The following is a 19,723-nucleotide window of genomic DNA, read 5'->3' as shown; positions in this document are numbered from 1 at the left end:
CTAGCCTAGGCGTCCGGCCCGCCGATCCCGTCGATCAGGTCCTGGGCGAACCGGCCGTACTCGCGGGCCGCCCGGTCCAGGTCGGTGACCCCGGGCGGCAACAGGCGGAAGGTCCGGGTGCCGGCCGCCAGGCCCAGCATCAGACAGGCCAGCAGGTCCGCCCGGTGCGCCACGGCGGGGTCGTCCGCGACGAGCTGGTCGAACCGGGCCAGGAACCGGTCGCGGAACTCTGCCCTGGCCGCTTCGGGGTCCGGGGCGTCGGCCACCAGGTAGAGCGCCCGCAGCCACGGCTCTGCGACGTCCTCGTCGCGGCGGGTCAGCATGCGCCGGACCAGCCGCTCCCCCAGTCCCTCCAGTGGAACGTCCGGCTCCAACGGGGCCGGCTCGAGTGGTGTCGCGTCGGCATGCAACTGTTCCTTGGAGCCGCCGACCTTCATCACCAGCGCCGCGGAGACCCCGGCCTCGGCCGCGATCTCCCGGATCGTGACGGCGCCGTAGCCACGCTCGCCGAAGAGTCGCCTGGCGACCTGCAGGACCTGCTCGCGGGTGCCCGGCTCAGCCGTGTCGCTCACAGCGCGGCCCGCTCGGGGTGCTGCGGCACGCCGGTGACGATGTCGATATCCAACGTGGTGGAGGTGGAGCCGACCTGGACGGCCCGCGACCGGGTGCGGCAGGAGTCCGGCTCGACGACGGTGAGCACATAGCGTCCGGGGGGCGGCAGCCCGATCTCGTAGCGTCCCTCGTCGTCGGCGTGGGCGGTGGCGGCGTACTCCCCGGAGTGGCGGATCAGGGAGAGCATGGCCCCGGGCATCGGCTCCCCCTCGTCGGTGACCAGGCCGGTGAGGGTGAGGCGTCGCACCAGCTGGATGGTGTCGATCTCCTCCTCGCCCAGGTCGACCAGACCAGACTGGGGCGCCCATCCGTCGGCCGAGACCACCACCAGGTAGCGGGCTGCTCCGGGGAGGGCGAGGGCGAACGAGCCGGTGTTGTCGGTCCGGCCCCAGTCGATGTGCCGCCCGTCCGCGTGCAGCACGGTGACGACGGCCTGCTTGACCGGCTTGTCTGAGCGGCCGGTGACCAGTCCGCGGATGATCAACTCCTGCTCGGTGCCCTCCGCCTTGACCTCGTCCCGCTCGACGGTGACGTGCTCGTCATCGGGCCGGGCCTCGCGCGGGGCGACCGGGGCAGGCCGCCGGATGAAGGCTGCGATGGTGGCCCCGCCCAGCGCCGCGGCGGTGCCCAGCCAGAAGACCAGCTGGTAGCCCTCCAGGCTCGGCACCGACGCCCCGTCGACGTCCATCACCATCGCGGCGAACACCGCGGCCACCGTGGCGCTCGCGGTGGAGGTCCCGATGGATCGCAGCAGGGTGTTCAGCCCGTTGGCGGAGGCGGTCTCGGTGATCGGGACCGAGCGCATGATCAGGATCGGCATGGCCGCGAAGGCCAGCGCGGTGCCGACCGAGCCGATCGCGGAGGCGAGCAGGACCTCCAGCAGGTTGGCGTGCAGGAACACCCGGAGCACGAAGCCCACGGCCATCACCAGGCCACCGGTGAGCAGCATCTCCCGGGCGCCGAACCGGCGGATCAACCACGCCGCAGCCGGTGACATCGCCACCATCAGGATGCCCGAGGGCAGCATCGCCAGCCCGGTCTCGACGACGGACAGGCCGAAGCCGTAACCCGTGGCGACCGGCATCTGGACCTGCTGGGCGCTGGTCAGGAAGTTGGTGAACATCGCGAAGCCGATGAGCACCGACGCCGCATTGGTCAGCAGCACGGTGCGCCGCGTCGAGGTCCGGATGTCGACCAGGGGCTGGCCCGAGCGCAGTTCCCACGGCACCCAGGCAGCCAGGATCAGGACGGCCAGGATGAGCAGCACGATGGTCCGCTCGGAGGTCCAGCCCCAGGTGCCCGCCTTGGAGATGGCGATGAGCAGGCAGGTCAGCGCGGCCGACAGGAGCAGGGCGCCGGCGTAGTCGAAGCGGCCTCGCGTGCGCACGGTGGACTCGGGGACCACCCACACCACCAGCGCCAGCATCACCACCGCGAATCCGCCGGACACCCAGAACAGGGCGTGCCAGTCCAGGCTCTCGTAGATGACACCCGCCAGGGGCATCCCCACCGCACCGCCGATGCCCAGCGTCGCGCTCATCAGGGCCACGCCGGACCCGACCCGGTCCGCGGGCAGATGGTCGCGCATGATGCTAATGCCGACGGGCACCAGACAGGCCCCGAAGCCGGTCAGGGCGCGACCCGTGAGCACCAGCGGCAGCGACGGGCTCAACGCGGCGACGAGGGAGCCGACGATGACCGTGACGAGGCAGACCACCATCATCAGGCGCTTGCCGAACATGTCGGCGAGCCGGGAGACGATCGGGGTGCCCACGGCAGCGGTGAGCAGGGTGACGGTCACCAGCCAGCTGGCGTTGTCGCTGCTGGTGCCCAAGATCTCCGGGAAGTCCGGCAGCAGGGGCAGTACCAGGGTCTGCTGCAGCGAGACCAGCGTCCCGCACAGGGCCAGGACCGTGATGATCAGCGGGGTGGAGGGAACCCTCCGGGCCGGGGCAGCGGACGGCGCCGCTGCGTCGTGGGACGGGGAGCTCCGGGGCACGATCCTCCTAGCGGGGTGAACGAGCGTTCACCCCGCAGTCTACCCAGCCGGACTCCAGCCCGTGCTACCGGCGTTGGGCGACGGCGAAGACCCGCCGGAACGGCAGCACCGTGCCGTGCGGACCCTCGGGGTAGGCCTGTCGCAACCGGTCCTTGTACGCCGCCACGAACTCCTCCTGCAGCCCCTCCGGCAGTGCCTGCAGCACCGGGCGGGCACCCGTCCCGCTGATCCACTCGAAGACGGGGTCGGGCCCCTGGAGGACCTGCAGGTACGTGGTCTCCCAGGCGTCCACCCGGCACCCGGCGTCCGTCAGCGCCTCGAGATAGTCCACGGGACCCGGCAGGGAGAACCGGTCCGACGCGGAGGCGGCGTGCTCGGCATACGGCTCGGTCCGGGCCATCTCCCGCAGGATCGCGTGCAGCGGCGCGTCGTGGTTGCCGGGGATCTGCACCGCGAGCCACCCGCCGGGGCGCAGCCGGTCGACGAGCCCGGGCAGCAGGGACAGGTGGTCCGGCACCCACTGCAGCGTGGCGTTGCTCACGATGACGTCGTATGCCGAGGCGTCCGTCTCCGCTGATCCAGTCACGCAGGTCCTGCTGTCAGGAAGGAGAGCCGACCGTCGCCCTGGTCGCGCGCGACGGCGGCGGCACGCTCGATCATCTCGGCCGAGGAGTCGACGCCCAGGACCTGGGCGTCGGGCCACCGCGGGAGCAGCGAGGCGGTCAGCGTCCCCGGCCCGCAGCCGAGGTCGGCGACAGCGGTCACCTCGCTGGCTCCGGCCCCCACCCGGGCCACCAGGTCGTGGAACGGCCGATCGCGGTGGTCGGCGAATCGGACGTACTGCTCGGGGTCCCAGGTGGGCACAGCTTCGACTCCCTCACTCCGGCATTTATCTTGATGTCAAGATATCACGCCGGCGATCAGGACGTGCGGTAGGCCGAGTCCGGGACGTCCGTGACGAACATGTGCCCCGGCGCGTGGGTGATCGCGAAGGGCGGTTGCGAGGCCATCAGCGCGGCCTGCGGGGTCACGCCGCAGGCCCAGAAGACCGGGACGTCCCCGTCGTGGAACTCGATCGGCTCGCCGAAGTCCGGGGCGTCGAGGTCGGCTATCCCGAGCTGCTCGGGCGCGCCGACGTGGACCGGCGCCCCGTGCACCTGCGGCATGCGGGCGGTGACCTGCACCGCCGTCGGCACGAGGGCGGCCGGCACCGGGCGCATCGAGACCACGAGCGGGCCGGACAGTCGACCCGCCGGGCGGCACTCGCGGTGGGTCCGATACATCGCCACGTTGCGGCCCTGCTCGATGTTGCGGACCGGGACCCCGGCGTCGAGCAGGGCCTGCTCGAAGCTGAACGAGCAGCCGACCAGGAACGCGACCAGGTCCTCGCGCCACAGCGCCGTGATGTCGGGCACCTCCTCGACGAGCTCGCCGTCGCGCCACACCCGGTAGAGCGGCAGGTCGGTGCGCAGATCGGCCTCGGGGGCGAGCTCGGTGCGTGGGGAGCCGGCGTCCGTGACGTCCAGGAGCGGCACCGGCTGGGGGTTGCGCTGCCCAAACAGGAGCATGTCCCAGGCCCAGTCCCGCGGCAGCACGACCAGGTTGGCCTGGGTGAAGCCCGGCGCGTGCCCGCTGCTGGGGGCGACCATGGCCGGAGCGGTATGCCGTGCGGGCCCCGGCGTGGCGTGCTGAGATCGGGCGCCGTCATGACCGCAACCCCGCCTCGAAGGCCTGCGAGGATGGACTGCTCGGACAGCGCCGAGGTACTCCTCCAGGTAGTCCCCCGCCTCGGCGAAGCGGCCGGCCCGCAGCAGCTCGTAGGCCGTCCGGTTGCGCTCGACGAACGGCTCGTAGAGGCGGCGCGGGTCGTCGATCACCGCGAACACCAGCCGCAGCTCGGCCGACAGCCGCCGCATCGTCGAGTTCACGCCGAGGGCTGCCCGCGAGGGCCACCAGGGCAGCGGTGGAAGTGCATGTTCGCGGTGCCGACATCGACCCAGCGCTGCGTCCGCGACCGCCGCGTCCGCCTCGGCCAGGGCCTCGGCGAGAGGCGCCAGCCGGTCCACGTCGGCCGGCACGAGGGAGCGCACCACCGTCGGCTCCAGGAACCGTCGGATCCGGTAGACATCGCGCACGTCGGCGCTGGTCAACTCGCTGACGAAGGTGCCCCGGTTGAAGCGCGTGCACGAGCAGCCCATCGTGCGCCAGCACCCGGAAGGCCTCGCGCAGGGTGTTGCGCGAGACCCCCAGCTGGCCGACCAGGCGCTCCTCGGACAGCCGGACCCCTGGCTGCAGCCGCCCCTCGGTGATCCACTCGCTGAGCTCGGCCGCGGCCCGGGCGGCCTGGCTGGATCCGGCAGTCGTTGACGTCACTCATTCATCATGCCCGGAAACTTTTTGTTGAACAACCCTCGACAGATTGTTCAACAATCGCTACCGTCGTCGCGCAACGGCCCATCCCGGGTCGACGCACCAGGAAGAACTCGAGGAAGAGTCGCCCATGGCCGAGCAGCACACGTCCACGACCGACACCGCGAAGGTCCCCACCCCCACCGGGAAGGGCACGCTGCTGGGAGCCATCTTCCTGATGGCCACCTCGGCGATCGGCCCGGGGTTCATCACCCAGACGACCAACTTCACCGTCCAGCTCGGCGCGGCCTTCGCCTTCGCGATCCTGATCTCGATCCTGGTCGACATCGCGATCCAGACCAACGTCTGGCGGGTCATCGGCGTCTCGGGCCGCCGCGCCCAGGAGCTGGGCAACGCCGTCGTCCCGGGTCTGGGCTACTTCATGGCCGCACTCCTGCTGGTGGGCGGCCTGGTCTTCAACATCGGCAACGTCAGCGGCGCGGGGCTGGGCGCCAACATCATGGTCGGCGTGGACGCCAAGATCGGCGGCACGGTGCTGGCCGTCGCGGCCGTCGCCGTCTTCCTCTCCAAGCGGGCCGGTGTGGCCATGGACCGCGTCGTCGTGGTGCTCGGTGCCCTGATGATCGGCCTCACCGCCTACGTCGCGGTCACCTCCTCCCCTCCGGTCGGCGACGCACTGAAGAACAGCGTGCTCCCGGAGGAGATCAGCTTCCTGGCCATCACCACCCTGATCGGCGGGACCATCGGCGGCTACATCATCTACGCCGGGGCGCACCGGCTGGTCGACGCCGGGGTGACGGGTCCCGAGCGGGTCCGCGAGCTCACCCGCAGTGCCATCGTCGGCATCCTGGTCACCGGTGTGATGCGGGTCATCCTCTTCCTGGCGATCCTCGGCGTGGTGCGCAGCGGGGCCGACCTGGACCCCGAGAGCCAGGCCGCCTCGGCCTTCATGGCGGCGGCCGGCGAGGTCGGCTACCGGATGTTCGGCATCATCTTCGCGGCCGCCGCGCTCACCAGTGTCATCGGCTGCTCCTACACCACCGTCACCTTCCTGACCTCCCGGGTGAAGACGTCGCGACAGACCACCAACCTGCTGGTCATCGGGTTCATCGCGCTGTCCACCATCCTCTTCCTGTCCATTGGTGCGGCACCGGCCCAGCTGCTGGTCTTCGCTGGCGCCTTCAACGGGATCCTGTTGCCCGTCGGCATCGGGGTCATCATGTGGGTGGCCTGGCGCCGCCGGGACCTGCTCAACGGCTATGAGTACCCGGTGTGGCTGGCGGCGCTCGGCACGGCAGCATGGGTGCTGACGATCTACCTCGCGGTGAACTCGATCCGCCCCGCCATCGAACTGATCACCGGCTGAGCGACCAACCCGACAGACGAATCGACCGAAGGAGCCGACATGGACACCGTCGACCTGAACTCCGACCTCGGCGAGGGCCTGGGCAGCTGGACCATGGGTGACGACGACGCCCTCCTCGACATCGTCACCAGTGCCAACGTCGCGTGCGGCTTCCACGCCGGGGACCCCAGCATCATGCGCCGGGTCACCGAGCACGCCACCCGGACCGGCGTGGCGATCGGGGCCCACGTCGCCTACCGCGACCTGACCGGCTTCGGTCGCAGGTTCGTCGACGTCGACGCCGACACCCTGCGCGACGAGGTCACCTACCAGATCGCGGCCCTGACCGGGATCGCCGGCCTCACCGGCGGCTCGGTCCGCTACGTCAAGCCCCACGGCGGGCTCTACAACACCATCGTCACCCACGAGGCGCACGCGTCTGCCGTGGTCGGCGCCGTCAAGGACTACGACGCGTCCCTGACGCTGATGGGGCTGCCGGGGTCCGTGGTGCTCCGGCTCGCGGAGGAGGCCGGGTTGGCCACCGCGCACGAGGCGTTCGCCGACCGGGCCTACACCCCGGAGGGCCACCTGGTGTCCCGCAAGGAGGCCGGAGCGGTGTTGCACGACCCCGAGGAGATCGCGCGGCGCTGTATCGCCATGGCCACCGGGGAGCCCATCGCCGACGTCAACGGTGACCCGCTGACGTTGCGCCCCGACTCGATCTGCGTGCACGGAGACACCCCGGGCGCGGTCCAGATCGCCCGCACGGTCCGGTCGGCGCTCGAGGACGCCGGGCTCGTGCTCGCTCCGTTCACCCGCGACCGATGAAGGTCCTGCCCAGCGGCTCCCGCGGACTCCTCCTGGAGTTCGAGAACCTCGATGAGGTCCTGGCCCACTACGCCCGGATCCAGGAAGAGTCCCTGCCCGGAGTCCTCGACGTGGTCCCCGCGGGGCGCACCGTCCTGGTCGTCGCCGACCGTGACACCGACCTCGGCGGTCTGGCCACGCGACTGCGCGGGCTGCGCCCCGGCGAGCACGAACGGTCCGAGTCCGCCCCGGTCGAGGTCCCGGTCCGCTACGACGGCGAGGACCTGGCCGACGTCGCCGAACTCCTCAGCATCTCCGTCCCCGAACTCGTGCAACGGCACCGGGAGGAGGAGTGGACCGTGGCCTTCTGCGGGTTCGCCCCGGGCTTCGGGTACCTGACCGGAGCCACCCACGACTGGGACATCCCCCGCCGCAGCAGTCCCCGCACCAAGGTGCCGGCCGGGTCCGTGGCGCTGGCCGGCGAGTTCACTGGGGTCTACCCCCGGGAGTCCCCCGGTGGCTGGCAACTGATCGGCCACGCGGAGGTCGAGGTGTTCGACCTGCACCGGGAGACCCCCGCGCTGCTGGTGCCCGGTGCCCGCGTCCGGTTCGTGGAGGCATCGTGAGCACCGGCGATCGGCAGCGCACGCTCCGGATCCTGGAGACCGGCCCACTGACGACCGTCCAGGACTTCGGCCGCCCCGGGCAGGCCTCCCTGGGTGTCGGGCGCTCGGGCGCCTGCGACCGCGGCAGCCACCGGCTGGCCAATGCCCTGGTCGGCAACCACCCCACGCTGGCGACCCTGGAGGTCACCTTCGGCGGCCTCGTGGTGGAGAGCGACCAGCCGCTCGTCGTGGCCACCGCAGGGGCACGCTGCCCCGGCGCACCGCACCTGTCCCCCTTCACGCTGCGCCCCGGCGAGACGCTGCGCCTCGGCACACCTGCGGCAGGACTGCGCACCTACCTCGCCGTGCGCGGCGGAATCGCCGTCGACCCGGTCCTCGGGTCCCGGGCGACGGACCTGCTGGCGGGTCTCGGACCAGCCACGCCCTCCCCCGGCGACGAGCTCCCGGTCGGGCACACGCCCCGCCCCGTGCCGGGTGTCGACGTGGCGGCCGTGCCCGAGCCGGACGGAGGGCGGCTCACCGTGCACGTCACCCCCGGCCCCCGCGACGACTGGTTCGGCGACGCGGGCTGGGACCACCTGACCAGCCAGGTCTACACCGCCACCAGCCAGTCCAACCGGGTCGGTGTGCGGTTGGACGGTGAGCCGCTGCAGCGGCTCACGGAGGGCGAGCTCTCCAGCGAGGGGATGCTGCGCGGCGCCCTCCAGGTCCCCCCGTCTGGCCTGCCCGTGCTGTTCCTCGCCGACCACCCGGTCACCGGGGGTTACCCGGTGATCGGCTACGTCGACGATGACGACGTCGACCGGTGCGGGCAGCTACGTCCCGGCCAGGAGGTCCGGTTCAGCACGGTCTCGCACCGCTGACCGTGGGGCGCGATCCCCGCCGATAGGGTGCACCGTCATGGGCACCGCGATCGCCGTCACCATCGGTGTCCTCGTCGTCGTCGCCGGCGCGGTCCTGCTGGGGTGGCTGGTGCGCTCCCGGCTCGTGCTGGGCAGTCCTGAGGACCAGGCCACCTACCGGGTGCTCCACATCACCAGCCTGGCAACCCCCGAGCTGCGGGCAGGGCTGCACGCCGGAGCCGGGCGCGCGGCCCGGCACCTGAGGTCCCTCCTGGGCACCGAGGCGCTGGCCCTCACCGACGGCGAGGACCCGCTCGCCTGGGACGGTGCGGGCGGTGACCTGCACGCCGTCGACGCCCCTGGCCACGCCGCCGACGCCGTGCTGGACGGGTCCACCGCGGTGCTGGGGCCGGATGCGGTGTCCTGCACGGACCCGGACTGCCCGGTCAAGTACGCCGTGACCGCGGCCCTGACCACCGAGGACCACGTCGTGGGCGCCCTCACGGCATACACCTCCAACCGTCCCTCGGCGCGCCTGGTCCGCGCGGTGGAGGAGGTCGCCGCGTTCGTCTCCGGCCAGCTCGAGCTCGCCGAGCTCGACCAGTCCCGGGCCAAGCTGGCCGAGGCGGAGATCCGGGCCCTGCGGGCACAGATCTCCCCGCACTTCGTCTACAACTCCCTCGGGGCCATCGCCTCCTACGTGCGCACCGACCCCGAGCACGCCCGCGATCTGCTGCTGGAGTTCGCCGACTTCACCCGCTACTCCTTCCGCCGCCACGGCGAGTTCACCACCCTGGCCGAGGAGCTGCGCTCGATCGAGCGCTACCTGATGCTGGAACGCGCCCGCTTCGGCGAGCGGTTACAGGTCACGCTGCGGGTGGCCCCCGAGGTGCTGCCCGTCGCGGTGCCGTTCCTGTGCCTGCAACCCCTGGTCGAGAACGCCCTGCGCCACGGGCTGGAGGGCAAGCGGGGCAGCGGCCGCATCGCGATCGTGGCGGAGGACGCCGGCAACGAGGCCAGCATCAGCATCGAGGACGACGGGGTGGGGATGGACCCGGAGCGGGTGCTCGCCACCCTGGTCGGGGAGAGCGGCGACCACGTCGGCCTGGGCAACGTCGACGAGCGGCTGCGGAGCGTCTTCGGCGACGAGTACGGGCTGGTCGTGGAGACGGCACCCGGGGCCGGCACCAAGGTCAGCATGCGGGTCCCGAAGTACGCCCCGGGCGTCCACGCCAGCTGAGTGACGGGCGGCTACCCTTCCGGTATGCCGTGCGTCCTCGCCGTCGACGACGAACCGCCTGCCCTGCGTGAACTCGCGCACCTGCTGCGGGCCGATGGGCGTTTCGACCGCGTCCTCACCGCCGAGGACGGTGCCGGTGCCCTGCGCGTCCTGGAGCAGGAGGACGTGCAGATCGTCTTCCTCGACATCCGCATGCCCGGCCTCTCCGGACTGGACCTCGCCCGCGTGCTGGCGCGCTTCAGGCAGCCGCCCGCCGTCGTCTTCGTCACGGCCTACGACGACCACGCTGTCGACGCCTTCGAGCTGCAGGCCGTCGACTACGTCATGAAGCCCTACCGTCCGGACCGGCTGACCGCAGCACTCGACCGGGCGCTACAGCACGTGGAGGGGCCGGAGGAGGGCAGCCGGGCCGGCGACGAAGAGACCATCCCTGTCGAGCTCGGTGGGATCACCCGGTTCGTGCGCCGTCGCGACATCCGCTACGTCACCGCCCAGGGTGACTACGCCAGGTTGCACACCACCGAGGGCAGCCACCTGCTGCGCGTCCCGCTGACCACGTTGGAGCAACGGTGGGGCGACGCCGGCTTCGTCCGCATCCACCGCAGCCACCTGGTCTCGTTGACCCACGTGCAGGAGATCCGGGTCGAGGGAGGTCGCTACACCGTCCTCGTCGGTGACGAGCAGCTCGCCGTGAGCCGGCGGCATACCCGTCAACTGCGCGACCTCCTGGTGAACAGGGCCGGCGGATGAACGAGCGCGTCACCGTCACCCACCCGCGGCGCAGCCGACCCCGGATGCGCCCGGCCACCGTGGTCTCCGAGATCGACGAGCAGACCGGGCTGGGCGAGGTCTACATCACCTCCCTGATCCGCTCCCAGCTGCGGCTGGGCGCCGCCGTGCTCGCCGTCTCCCTCGGGGTGCTCGCCCTGCTGCCGCTGGTGTTCCGGGTCTTCCCCGCCGCCACCCAGGTGCACGTGTTCGGGATCACCCTGCCGTGGGTGCTGCTGGGCTTCGTGGTCTACCCCGCGCTCGTCGCAGCCGCGTGGTTCTACGTGCGCAACGCCGAGCGGGTCGAGCGTGACTTCGTGGACCTCGTCCACCGCCGATGAGTCCGACGCTTGGCCTGGTCGCCATCCTGGCGACCGCCGTCCTGACCATCCTCGTCGGCGCCATCGGCGTCCGCGCCTCCCGCACCACCAGCGACTTCTACGTCGCCTCGCGGTCGGTCACGCCGTGGTGGAACGCCTCCGCGATCGGTGGCGAGTACCTCTCCGCCGCCTCGTTCCTGGGCGTCGCGGGCCTGGTCCTGGCCTACGGCGCGGACATGCTGTGGTTCCCGGTCGGTTATACCGCCGGATACCTCGTGCTGCTGGTCCTCGTCGCCGCGCCGCTGCGCCGCTCCGGGGCCTACACCCTGCCCGACTTCGCCGAGGCACGTCTGGAGTCCCTCCCCGCCCGACGCGCTGCCAGCGTGCTGGTGGTCACCATCGGGTGGCTCTACCTGCTCCCCCAGTTCCAGGCCGCAGGTCTCACCGTCCGCACCGTCACGGGGGCCCCGCGCTGGGTCGGCCCGGTCCTGGTGGCGGTGGTGGTGCTCCTCGGGGTCGTGGCCGGGGGGATGCGCAGCATCACGTTCGTGCAGGCCTTCCAGTACTGGCTGAAGCTCACCGCGCTTGCCGTCCCGGCCGTCTTCGTGCTGCTGGTGTGGCGCGCCGACGGGCTCCCCGAGGTCAACCACGAGGGGCCACCGACGTTCGCAGAGGTCACCACCGTCGAGATCGCCACCGGGGTCTCCATCGCGGTCACCGACCCGGTCCTGGTCGAGGTGGACGGGACCGTCGACGGGACACCCCGGGACGGTCCGGTGCTGCTGGACACGGGAAGCCACGATGTCGCGGCTGGCAGCGAGTTGACGTTCCCCGCCGGGTCGGCCATCCCGCACGCCGACGCCCTCCAACCGCTGGCCGGCGAGGACTGGGTGTTGCCACTGCGCTCGAACTCCGAGTACCCGTTGTACGCCACCTATTCGCTGATCCTGGCGCTGTTCTTCGGGACCATGGGACTCCCCCACGTCCTCGTCCGCTTCTACACCAACCCGGATGGCCGAGCCGCACGCCGGACCACCCTGGTGGTGCTGGGTCTGCTCGGGATCTTCTACCTGCTGCCCACGGTGTACGGCGCGCTGGGTCGTCTCTACACCCCCGACCTGCTCCTCACCGGGCGCACCGATGCCGTCGTGCTCCTCCTCCCGGGTCGACTCATCGACGGGGTCGCTGGGGAGGCGCTCTCCGCGCTCGTCACCGCCGGTGCCTTCGCGGCCTTCCTGTCGACCTCGTCCGGGCTGACCATCTCCGTGGCGGGCGTCCTGTCCCAGGACATCATCGGCCGTCGCGTCCGCAACCCGGTCACCGCCTTCCGGCTGGGCGCGTCACTGGCCCTGCTCATCCCGGTCGTGCTGGCGCTCCTCAGTCCCTCCCTCGGCATCGCCGACGTGGTCGGCCTCGCCTTCGCAGTCGCTGCCTCCTCGTTCTGCCCCCTCCTGCTGCTCGGAATCTGGTGGCGCCGCCTCACCGACGCGGGAGCCGTCGCCGGCCTGGTCACCGGCGGAGGCCTGTCGACCCTGGCGGTCGCGGCCACCATCCTCTGGGCGCCGGACACCGGGCTGTGGGCGGCGCTCCTCGCCCAACCCGCGGCCTGGACGATGCCCCTGGCGTTCCTGACGATGGTGGTGGTCTCGCTCCTCACCCCGCAGCGCATCGCCTCCGGGGTGGGCCGGACCATGGTGCGGCTGCACACCCCCGAGAGCGTCGACCTCGACCGGGGCGACTGGGACCCCGAGGACCGCTGGCGCTCCCGCGCCAGCTGACGCCGCAACCGTTCGTCCGCCCGGGGCGACCGTTCGTCGCAACCCTCGCGTCCGCATACCGACGCCTCGCTGCCGCTGACCGCGTGACCCGCGCGGCACCCTCCCCCGCCCGCATGACGCCGCCCTAACGTGACTCGGGTCACGCCGCCGTGACCCGGCGGACCCGACCCAGCAGAGGAGTTCCCTGTGTACGTCTCCGATCCGCCCTCCCCAGAGGTGAGCTGATGGATACCCAAGAACGTGAGCGGTACTGGAAGCGCAACCTGCGGCTCATGGCCGGGCTGCTGACCATCTGGGCGCTGGTCTCCTTCGGCGCCGGCATCATCTTCGTCGAACCGCTCAACAACATCACCTTCGTGGGTGTGCCGTTGGGCTTCTGGTTCGCCCAGCAGGGCTCGATCATCACCTTCCTGATCCTGATCGCCGTCTACGTGTGGCGGATGGACAAGCTCGATGCCGAGTTCGGCATCACTGAGTACGAGGAGGAGGTGCACCACTCGTGAGCGACGTGCAGCTGTGGACCCTGATCTTCGTCGTGCTCTCCTTCTCCCTCTACATCTACATCGCCTACGCCAGCCGGGTCAGCACCACCTCCGGCTTCTACGTGGCCGGCGGCGGCATCCCCGCACCGGCCAACGGCGCCGCCATCGCGGCCGACTGGATGAGCGCCGCATCGTTCATTTCGATGGCCGGCATCATCGCCTTCAGCAGCAACGGCTACAGCGGCTCGGTCTACCTCATGGGGTGGACCGGTGGCTACGTGCTCCTCGCCCTGCTGCTGGCGCCCTACCTGCGCAAGTTCGGCAAGTACACGGTGCCCGACTTCGTCGGTGACCGGTACTCCGAGGCCGCCCGCCTGGTCGCGGTGGTCTGCGCCATCGTGGTCTCGTTCGTCTACGTGGCCGGCCAGATGTCCGGTGTCGGCGTGGTGTTCCAGCGGTTCCTCGGTGTGGACACCACCGTCGGCGTCATCATCGGCATGGTCATCGTCTTCATGTATGCCGTGCTCGGCGGGATGAAGGGGATCACCTGGACCCAGGTGGCGCAGTACTCGGTCCTCATCGTGGCCTACCTCATCCCGGCCGTCGCCATCTCCCAGAAGCTCACCGGCATCCCGGTCCCGCAGGTCGGGTTCGGGCAGATCATGGACGAGCTCAACGGCCTGCAGAACGACCTCGGCCTGGGTGAGTACACCTCCGCGTTCACCCAGATGAACATGCTGAACATGATCCTGATGACCGCGACGCTGATGTTCGGCACCGCCGGGCTGCCGCACGTCATCGTCCGGTTCTACACCGCCCGCAGTGTGCGTGCGGCACGGTTCTCGGCACTGTGGGCGCTGTTCTTCATCTCGCTGCTGTACACCACCGCACCGGCCATCGGCGCGTTCAGCAAGTTCAACGTGCTGGACCAGATCCCGGGCACCGCGGTCGATGACGTGCCGCAGTGGTTCACCTCCTGGCAGGAGGTCGGCCTGATCACGGTCAACGACCTCAACGGCAACGGGATCATCGACGTCGACGGCGGCATCGGCGACGCCTTCGAGCTGGCGATCAACAACGACATCGTGGTGCTCGCCACGCCGGAGATCGCCGGGCTGCCGGCACCGATCATCGGCCTGGTGGCAGCGGGCGGCCTGGCCGCGGCGCTGTCCACGGCATCCGGTCTGCTCCTGGTCATCTCCTCCTCCGTCGCCAACGACGTCTACTACAAGAAGATCAACCCGCAGGCCACCGAGGCCCGCCAGCTGATGGTCGGCCGGATCGCCATGGGCGTGGCGATCGTCGTCGCCGGCTACCTCGGCATCAACCCCCCGGGGTTCGTGGCACAGGTGGTGGCACTGGCCTTCGGACTCGGGGCCGCCAGCTTCTTCCCGATCCTGGTGCTCGGGATCTTCTGGAAGAAGTGCACGGCGGCCGGTGCCACGGCCGGCATGGTCGCGGGCCTGGGGACCACCCTGGCCTACCAGATCTGGACGATCGACATCTACGGCGGCAGCGACGGCCTGTTCGGCATCACCGAGACGAGCTTCGGCGCGGTCGGCATGCTGATCAACTTCGCCGTCACCATCGTGGTGTCGCAGTTCACGGCCAAGCCGACCGAGACGATGCAGAAACTGGTCGAGGACATCCGCTACCCCGGGCGCAGCGAGCTTGTCGCGGCGCACGCCAGCGGGTCGATCGACGAGGAGTTGCTGCACGGCGACCACTCGGACGACGCGGACGGATCCCCGGGTCGGGACTGACCGCGCACGACCACGCCGGTGGTGCGCAGCACGGACCTGAGATGTGCTGCGCACCACCGGCACCACCACCGCAAACCCCACCGCACACCCACCGCACACCCGCACCGCTCTCGCCGCCCACTCCGGCGGCACCGACGTTAGGCTGACACCGATGGCCACCCCGACCGCTGCCCCAGCCCGTGCCCGCCGGCGCAAGATGCCCGGCCAGCTGCGGCTGCTCGCGGCCGCCGCGATGATGCTGATCGGCGCCTTCCTGCCCTGGCTCTACACCCCCGTGGGACAGATCTCGGGGATGCGTGGCCCGGGCATGTGGACCGCCACCTTCGCCATGATCGCCCTCGCCGGGGCGCTGGTCCCGATCCGGACCCTGGCGATGTGGCAGGCGGCCGTCTGCGCGATTCCTGCCATCGTCCTACCGCTGTGGCAGTTCTGGCGGGTCTTCAGCCAGGTCGGCATGGAGGGCTGGATGCCCGGTCCCGGGCTGGTGCTGACCCTCGCCTCGGGCGTGCTCTGCCTGGTGGCAGCCCGTCAGCTGTACCAGCTCCGCAGCGCCTGACCCACCGCACCTCCCCCGCCACACCTCGCCGACCGCGCCCACCGGGGTCCTCCCTCCGGCGCACCGCGGACCGACTTTCGGCCACGCAGGACCAGACTTGCGGCCGATGTGCCCGTCCCCACACCCGTGGTGGGCTGGTGCTCTCGCACCGGCAGGAGGACCCACGATGCACACCCGCACCAGCGACACGACATACCGGTCCCGCACCGTCCCGGCGAGCGTCTCCCACGCGGAGATCGCCGGGATCCACAGCGGCCATCACCGGGGCCGGCGTGCCCAGCGCACCGCCGGCGTCCGCCACCTGCTCCGGCCCGCCACCAGCACCGCGCCCGCGTTCCCCCTCGGGTACGTCCGGCAGGGCCCCCGGGTCAACACCCCGGCGCTACTCCTCCCCGGTGACCCGCGGGTCGCCTCGGTGCTGCCCTATCGAGGGCTGCGCGCCCGCGCCGCCCGTGACGGCCTCGATGTCCTCATGGTCGAGCACCGGGGCATCGGGCTGTCCCGGCTTGACCTGACCGGCGCCGAGTTGCCCCCTGCGGGACTGGCGCTGGAGGCCGTCGTCGAGGACCTCGTGGCCGTCCTGGACCGCGAGGACATCGACCGGGCGGTCGTCCACGGCTCCGCCTACGGTAGCCACCTCGCCGTGGCGCTCGCGGCGCGGCACCCGGACCGGGTGGCCGGCATGGTGCTGGACTCCCTGGCACTCGACGGGCACGCCCAGTCCGCCGCGCAGTCCCACGCCCGCTCCCTGCTCTGGGACGGCGCAGGGCTGGCGACCGCCCGCGCCGCCGCGTTGCTGCGCGAGGTGGTGGCCCGCGGTGTCCCCGAGGACGAGGCACTCTCCGTTGCCCGCACGGCATACGAGGCCGGCGGGCTCCCCCTGCTCGAGCGGCTCTTGTCGCGGCACCTGGCGGGGCGGGCAGGCCGGAGCTGGCGCTGGCTCACCCGCCTGTCGGGCCCCGGGAGGCCCAGCATCCCCTATGTCTGGGAGGCCGACCGGGCGGGGACGCCCACATCCCCAGGTGGGCCGTCGGCGATGGCCGAGCCGCTGGACCTCCGCACCCTCCTGCCGACGTTCGACTGGCCCACGGTGGTGCTCTCCGGAGACCGGGACCTGCGCACGCCACCCCCCATGGCCCGGGAGGCCGCGGGACTACTCGTGGACCCGCTCCTGGTGCCCCTGGCCGACACCGGCCACGACGCCCTGGACACCCACCAGTGGGCGGTGCTAGAAGCCGTGTATGCCGTGCGCGACGGTGAGCTGGACCAGCTCACCGACCGCGTGGGCTCGGTGCGGCGCCGGGGACGCGGCGCGCGCGTCTCCACCCTGGTGCGGGCCATGCTGCTGGCGGACCGGGGACTGCCTCAGAGGTACTGACCGGTGTTGCCCCGCTCCAGGGACCGCCCGGGGCTCGCCCCGTCCTTGCCGGACACCAGGGTGCGGATGTAGACGATCCGCTCCCCCTTCTTGCCCGAGATCCGGGCCCAGTCGTCCGGGTTGGTGGTGTTGGGCAGGTCCTCGTTCTCCTTGAACTCATCGACGCAGGCCTGTAACAGGTGGTCCAGGCGAAGTCCGTGCGCGCCCACGGTCAGCAGGTCCTTGATGGCCATCTTCTTGGCCCGGTCCACGATGTTGTTGATCATCGCCCCGGAGTTGAAGTCCTTGAAGTACAGGATCTCCTTGTCGCCACCCGCGTAGGTGACCTCGAGGAACTTGTTCTCCTCGATCTGGGCATACATCCGCTCGACGGCGGCGGCGATCATGGCACCGAGGGTCTCGGCCCGGTCACCGTCGTGGGCCGCGAGGTCGTCGGCGTGCAGCGGGACCGAGTCGGTGAGGTACTTGCTGAAGATGTCGCGGGCGCTCTCGGCGTCGGGCCGCTCGATCTTGATCTTCACATCGAGCCGGCCGGGGCGCAGGATGGCCGGGTCGATCATGTCCTCCCGGTTGGAGGCCCCGATCACGATGACGTTGTCCAGCCGCTCGACGCCGTCGATCTCGGCCAGCAACTGCGGCACGATCGTGGTCTCCACGTCGGAGGAGACCCCGGACCCGCGGGTGCGGAACAACGACTCCATCTCGTCGAAGAAGACCACCACGGGCGTGCCGTCGCTCGACTTCTCCCGCGCCCGCTGGAAGATCATCCGGATGTGCCGCTCGGTCTCCCCGACGTACTTGTTGAGCAACTCGGGGCCCTTGATGTTGAGGAAGTAACTCGTGGCGTCGGTGCGTCCGTTCTTCTCCGCACTCTTGCGTGCCAGGGAGGCCGCGACCGCCTTGGCGATGAGGGTCTTGCCGCAGCCGGGCGGGCCGTAGAGCAGCACGCCCTTGGGCGGGCGCAGCTCGTGCTCGGCGTAGAGCTCGGTGTGCAGGAACGGCAGCTCGACAGCGTCCTTGATCTGCTCGATCTGGCTGGTCAGGCCGCCGATGTCCTCGTAGGAGATGTCGGGCACCTCCTCCAGCACCAGCTCGCTGACCTCGGGCTTGGCGATCCGTTCGTAGACGAATCCGGCGCGGCCGTCCATCAGCAATCCGTCACCCACGCGGAAGGTGCCCGCCTCGAGCGAGCCCGCCACCCGGCATACCCGCTCCTCGTCCCCGCGGACCAGGACCAGGACGCGCCCGTCCTCCATCAGCTCCTTGACCGTGACCACCTCGCCGACGGTCTCGTAGGCCGCGGCCGCCACGATGGTCTGGGCGTCGTTGAGCAACACCTCGCGTCCCGGCTCCAGGGCCGCCTGCGGCACGTCCGAGAGGGCGGTCGTGCGCAGCTTGCGGCCGCCCAGGGAGATGTCCACCAACCCGTCGCGGTGCCGCTCCAGGACCAGGGCATGGCTCAGCGGCGGGTTGCCCATCGCGTCCAGGTCCTGGCGCAGGTTCAGGATCTGCGCCTTGGCGTCCTTCAGGGTGCGGGTCAACTGCTCGTTCTGCTGCTGCATCCGGCCCAGCCGCTGGTTCAGGTGCATGACCTGCTGCTCCAGCTGGCGCGTCCGGGCGCCGCTCGTCGCGGAGCGGGGCGGGCCCTCGTCCCGGTCCGGCTCGTTCGGTGTCTGGGTCACGACGCCTCCTTCCGGTGCTCCCCTACGCTAACCCGCGGAGGTGGACCGGCCCTACCGGACCCACCGGGCACCCCGACCTACGACCCCTCCTGCTCCGGCGGGGTCGTGCCGGCCTGGCGGTCGACGTCGCGGCGCACCCGCCGGATCCGCTTGTCCGACCGGGTCCGTTCCCCGAGGTCCTCGGGGGTCCACTCCTCCTGGGCCGGGGTGTAGTCCGAGCCGTACGCCCCCGCCGCCGGACGCCGCTTGCGCAGCGGGGCGGTCGTGCCCGGCGCGAGACTGCGGACGGTGAGGAGGAAGCCGGTGTGCCCGTGCATCCGGTGCTCGGGACGCACGGCCAGGCCCTCCAGGTGCCAGCCACGCACCATCGACTCCCACGCCTGCGGCTCGGTGAACCCGCCGTGGTCCCGCGCGGCCTCCGCCACGCGCGAGAGCTGGGTCGCCGTGGCGACGTAGCAGATGAGCACGCCGCCCGGCGTGAGCGCCCGGTGGACCACCTCGAGGCAGTCCCAGGGGGCCAGCATGTCCAGGACGACCCGGTCGATGCTCCCGTCCTCGACGGTGTCGGGCAGCGCCTCGACCAGCTCGCCGACGGTGATCTGCCACGCGGGGTGGTCGGTCCCGAAGAAGACCTTGCCGTTCGCCCGGGCAATCGCGGCGAAGTCGTCCCGGCGCTCGAAGGAGTAGAGCCTGCCCCCGTCCCCCACGGCCCGCAGGAGCGACAGGCTCAGGGCCCCGGAGCCGACACCCGCCTCGACCACCCGGGCACCGGGGAAGATGTCGGCCATCGTCACGATCTGCCCGGCGTCCTTGGGGTAGACCACCTGGGCACCGCGTGGCATGGACAGGACGTAGTCGGACAGGAGGGGACGCAGCGCCAAGTAGGAGGCGCCGGAGCTGTGCGTGACCACCGTCCCGTCCGAGGCCCCGATCAGGTCGTCGTGCCGGATGTGTCCACGGTGCGTGTGGAACTGCTTGCCGGCCTCGAGGCTGATGGTGTGCATCCGCCCCCGTGGGTCGGTCAGTTGCACCCGGTCCCCCACGCGGAACGGGCCCCGGCGCAGGTCCGCCCCCGTCGGGGAGTCGGTGCTCTCGTCGGGCAGGGAGGGGTTCAGGGGGTCACTCACGGGGGGACAGTCTAGGGCCGGGCCGAGC

Annotated in this window: 19 protein-coding genes and 1 pseudogene; 12 read left to right on the top strand and 8 right to left on the bottom strand. The window is 71.2% G+C overall.

Features of this window, described 5'->3' with window-relative positions; translation table 11 throughout:
- Nucleotides 1-5 precede the first annotated feature (5 nt).
- From AC1QRC_RS12535 to AC1QRC_RS12510, 6 genes and pseudogenes are all read right to left on the bottom strand, one after another.
- Nucleotides 6-572, bottom strand: coding sequence for a TetR/AcrR family transcriptional regulator (locus AC1QRC_RS12535; protein ID WP_484203630.1), 567 nt, complete (start codon nucleotides 570-572; stop codon nucleotides 6-8).
- A complete protein-coding gene (locus AC1QRC_RS12530) occupies nucleotides 569-2,611 on the bottom strand; it encodes an MFS transporter (protein WP_484203629.1) in 2,043 nt (680 codons plus the stop codon). The genes AC1QRC_RS12535 and AC1QRC_RS12530 overlap by 4 nt, the downstream gene beginning before the upstream one ends.
- A 64-nt stretch (nucleotides 2,612-2,675) precedes the next feature.
- A complete protein-coding gene (locus AC1QRC_RS12525) occupies nucleotides 2,676-3,197 on the bottom strand; it encodes a methyltransferase domain-containing protein (protein WP_484203628.1) in 522 nt (173 codons plus the stop codon).
- Nucleotides 3,194-3,475, bottom strand: coding sequence for a methyltransferase domain-containing protein (locus AC1QRC_RS12520; RefSeq protein ID WP_484203627.1), 282 nt, complete (start codon nucleotides 3,473-3,475; stop codon nucleotides 3,194-3,196). Before AC1QRC_RS12520 ends, AC1QRC_RS12525 begins: the two co-directional genes overlap by 4 nt.
- Before the next feature lie 56 nt (nucleotides 3,476-3,531).
- Nucleotides 3,532-4,809, bottom strand: coding sequence for a putative hydro-lyase (locus tag AC1QRC_RS12515; protein WP_484203626.1), 1,278 nt, complete (start codon nucleotides 4,807-4,809; stop codon nucleotides 3,532-3,534).
- A 46-nt stretch (nucleotides 4,810-4,855) separates the two neighbouring features.
- Nucleotides 4,856-4,984, bottom strand: a pseudogene (locus AC1QRC_RS12510) (hypothetical protein); the annotation flags it as partial.
- Between the two features lie 127 nt (nucleotides 4,985-5,111).
- Here AC1QRC_RS12510 and AC1QRC_RS12505 point away from each other — a divergent pair.
- The 12 genes from AC1QRC_RS12505 (at nucleotide 5,112) to AC1QRC_RS12450 (ending at nucleotide 16,886) form a co-directional block, all read left to right on the top strand.
- Nucleotides 5,112-6,347: an NRAMP family divalent metal transporter gene (locus AC1QRC_RS12505; protein ID WP_484203625.1), complete on the top strand. Its 1,236-nt coding sequence runs from the start codon at nucleotides 5,112-5,114 to the stop codon at nucleotides 6,345-6,347.
- Between the two features lie 39 nt (nucleotides 6,348-6,386).
- Complete coding sequence (locus AC1QRC_RS12500; protein ID WP_484203624.1) at nucleotides 6,387-7,154, top strand: LamB/YcsF family protein; 768 nt, start codon at nucleotides 6,387-6,389, stop codon at nucleotides 7,152-7,154.
- On the top strand, nucleotides 7,151-7,759 hold the full coding sequence (locus AC1QRC_RS12495) for a 5-oxoprolinase subunit B family protein (RefSeq protein ID WP_484203623.1): 609 nt from the start codon (nucleotides 7,151-7,153) through the stop codon (nucleotides 7,757-7,759). Before AC1QRC_RS12500 ends, AC1QRC_RS12495 begins: the two co-directional genes overlap by 4 nt.
- Entirely contained in the window at nucleotides 7,756-8,622 is an 867-nt protein-coding gene (locus AC1QRC_RS12490; protein WP_484203622.1) for a 5-oxoprolinase subunit C family protein, read from the top strand. Before AC1QRC_RS12495 ends, AC1QRC_RS12490 begins: the two co-directional genes overlap by 4 nt.
- Nucleotides 8,623-8,659: 37 nt before the next feature.
- Nucleotides 8,660-9,841, top strand: coding sequence for a sensor histidine kinase (locus AC1QRC_RS12485; RefSeq protein ID WP_484203621.1), 1,182 nt, complete (start codon nucleotides 8,660-8,662; stop codon nucleotides 9,839-9,841).
- A gap of 24 nt (nucleotides 9,842-9,865) precedes the next feature.
- The gene (locus AC1QRC_RS12480) at nucleotides 9,866-10,591 is read left to right on the top strand and encodes a LytR/AlgR family response regulator transcription factor (protein WP_484203620.1); all 726 of its coding nucleotides are present in this window, start codon (nucleotides 9,866-9,868) and stop codon (nucleotides 10,589-10,591) included.
- On the top strand, nucleotides 10,588-10,950 hold the full coding sequence (locus tag AC1QRC_RS12475; RefSeq protein ID WP_484203619.1) for a DUF485 domain-containing protein: 363 nt from the start codon (nucleotides 10,588-10,590) through the stop codon (nucleotides 10,948-10,950). The genes AC1QRC_RS12480 and AC1QRC_RS12475 overlap by 4 nt, the downstream gene beginning before the upstream one ends.
- The gene (locus tag AC1QRC_RS12470; protein WP_484203618.1) at nucleotides 10,947-12,707 is read left to right on the top strand and encodes a sodium/solute symporter; all 1,761 of its coding nucleotides are present in this window, start codon (nucleotides 10,947-10,949) and stop codon (nucleotides 12,705-12,707) included. The genes AC1QRC_RS12475 and AC1QRC_RS12470 overlap by 4 nt, the downstream gene beginning before the upstream one ends.
- Before the next feature lie 224 nt (nucleotides 12,708-12,931).
- The gene (locus AC1QRC_RS12465; protein ID WP_484203617.1) at nucleotides 12,932-13,210 is read left to right on the top strand and encodes a DUF4212 domain-containing protein; all 279 of its coding nucleotides are present in this window, start codon (nucleotides 12,932-12,934) and stop codon (nucleotides 13,208-13,210) included.
- Complete coding sequence (locus AC1QRC_RS12460; RefSeq protein ID WP_484203616.1) at nucleotides 13,207-14,952, top strand: sodium:solute symporter family protein; 1,746 nt, start codon at nucleotides 13,207-13,209, stop codon at nucleotides 14,950-14,952. The genes AC1QRC_RS12465 and AC1QRC_RS12460 overlap by 4 nt, the downstream gene beginning before the upstream one ends.
- A gap of 151 nt (nucleotides 14,953-15,103) precedes the next feature.
- Nucleotides 15,104-15,508 carry a hypothetical protein gene (locus tag AC1QRC_RS12455; RefSeq protein WP_484203615.1) on the top strand — a complete coding sequence of 135 codons (405 nt, stop codon included), beginning with the start codon at nucleotides 15,104-15,106 and terminating at the stop codon, nucleotides 15,506-15,508.
- Nucleotides 15,509-15,674: 166 nt separating this feature from the next.
- On the top strand, nucleotides 15,675-16,886 hold the full coding sequence (locus AC1QRC_RS12450; RefSeq protein ID WP_484203614.1) for an alpha/beta hydrolase: 1,212 nt from the start codon (nucleotides 15,675-15,677) through the stop codon (nucleotides 16,884-16,886).
- Here the strand turns inward: AC1QRC_RS12450 and arc are convergent.
- Together arc and AC1QRC_RS12440 are read right to left on the bottom strand one after the other, a co-directional pair.
- Nucleotides 16,874-18,475 (bottom strand): proteasome ATPase, encoded by a 1,602-nt coding sequence (gene arc / locus AC1QRC_RS12445; RefSeq protein ID WP_484206634.1) that lies wholly within the window; start codon nucleotides 18,473-18,475, stop codon nucleotides 16,874-16,876. The genes AC1QRC_RS12450 and arc overlap by 13 nt on opposite strands.
- Nucleotides 18,476-18,645: 170 nt before the next feature.
- Nucleotides 18,646-19,695 (bottom strand): tRNA (adenine-N1)-methyltransferase, encoded by a 1,050-nt coding sequence (locus tag AC1QRC_RS12440; protein ID WP_484203613.1) that lies wholly within the window; start codon nucleotides 19,693-19,695, stop codon nucleotides 18,646-18,648.
- Nucleotides 19,696-19,723 lie beyond the last annotated feature (28 nt).

The organism is Ornithinicoccus sp. (assembly GCF_057176825.1).
This window is presented reverse-complemented; position numbering and strand designations above follow the sequence as displayed.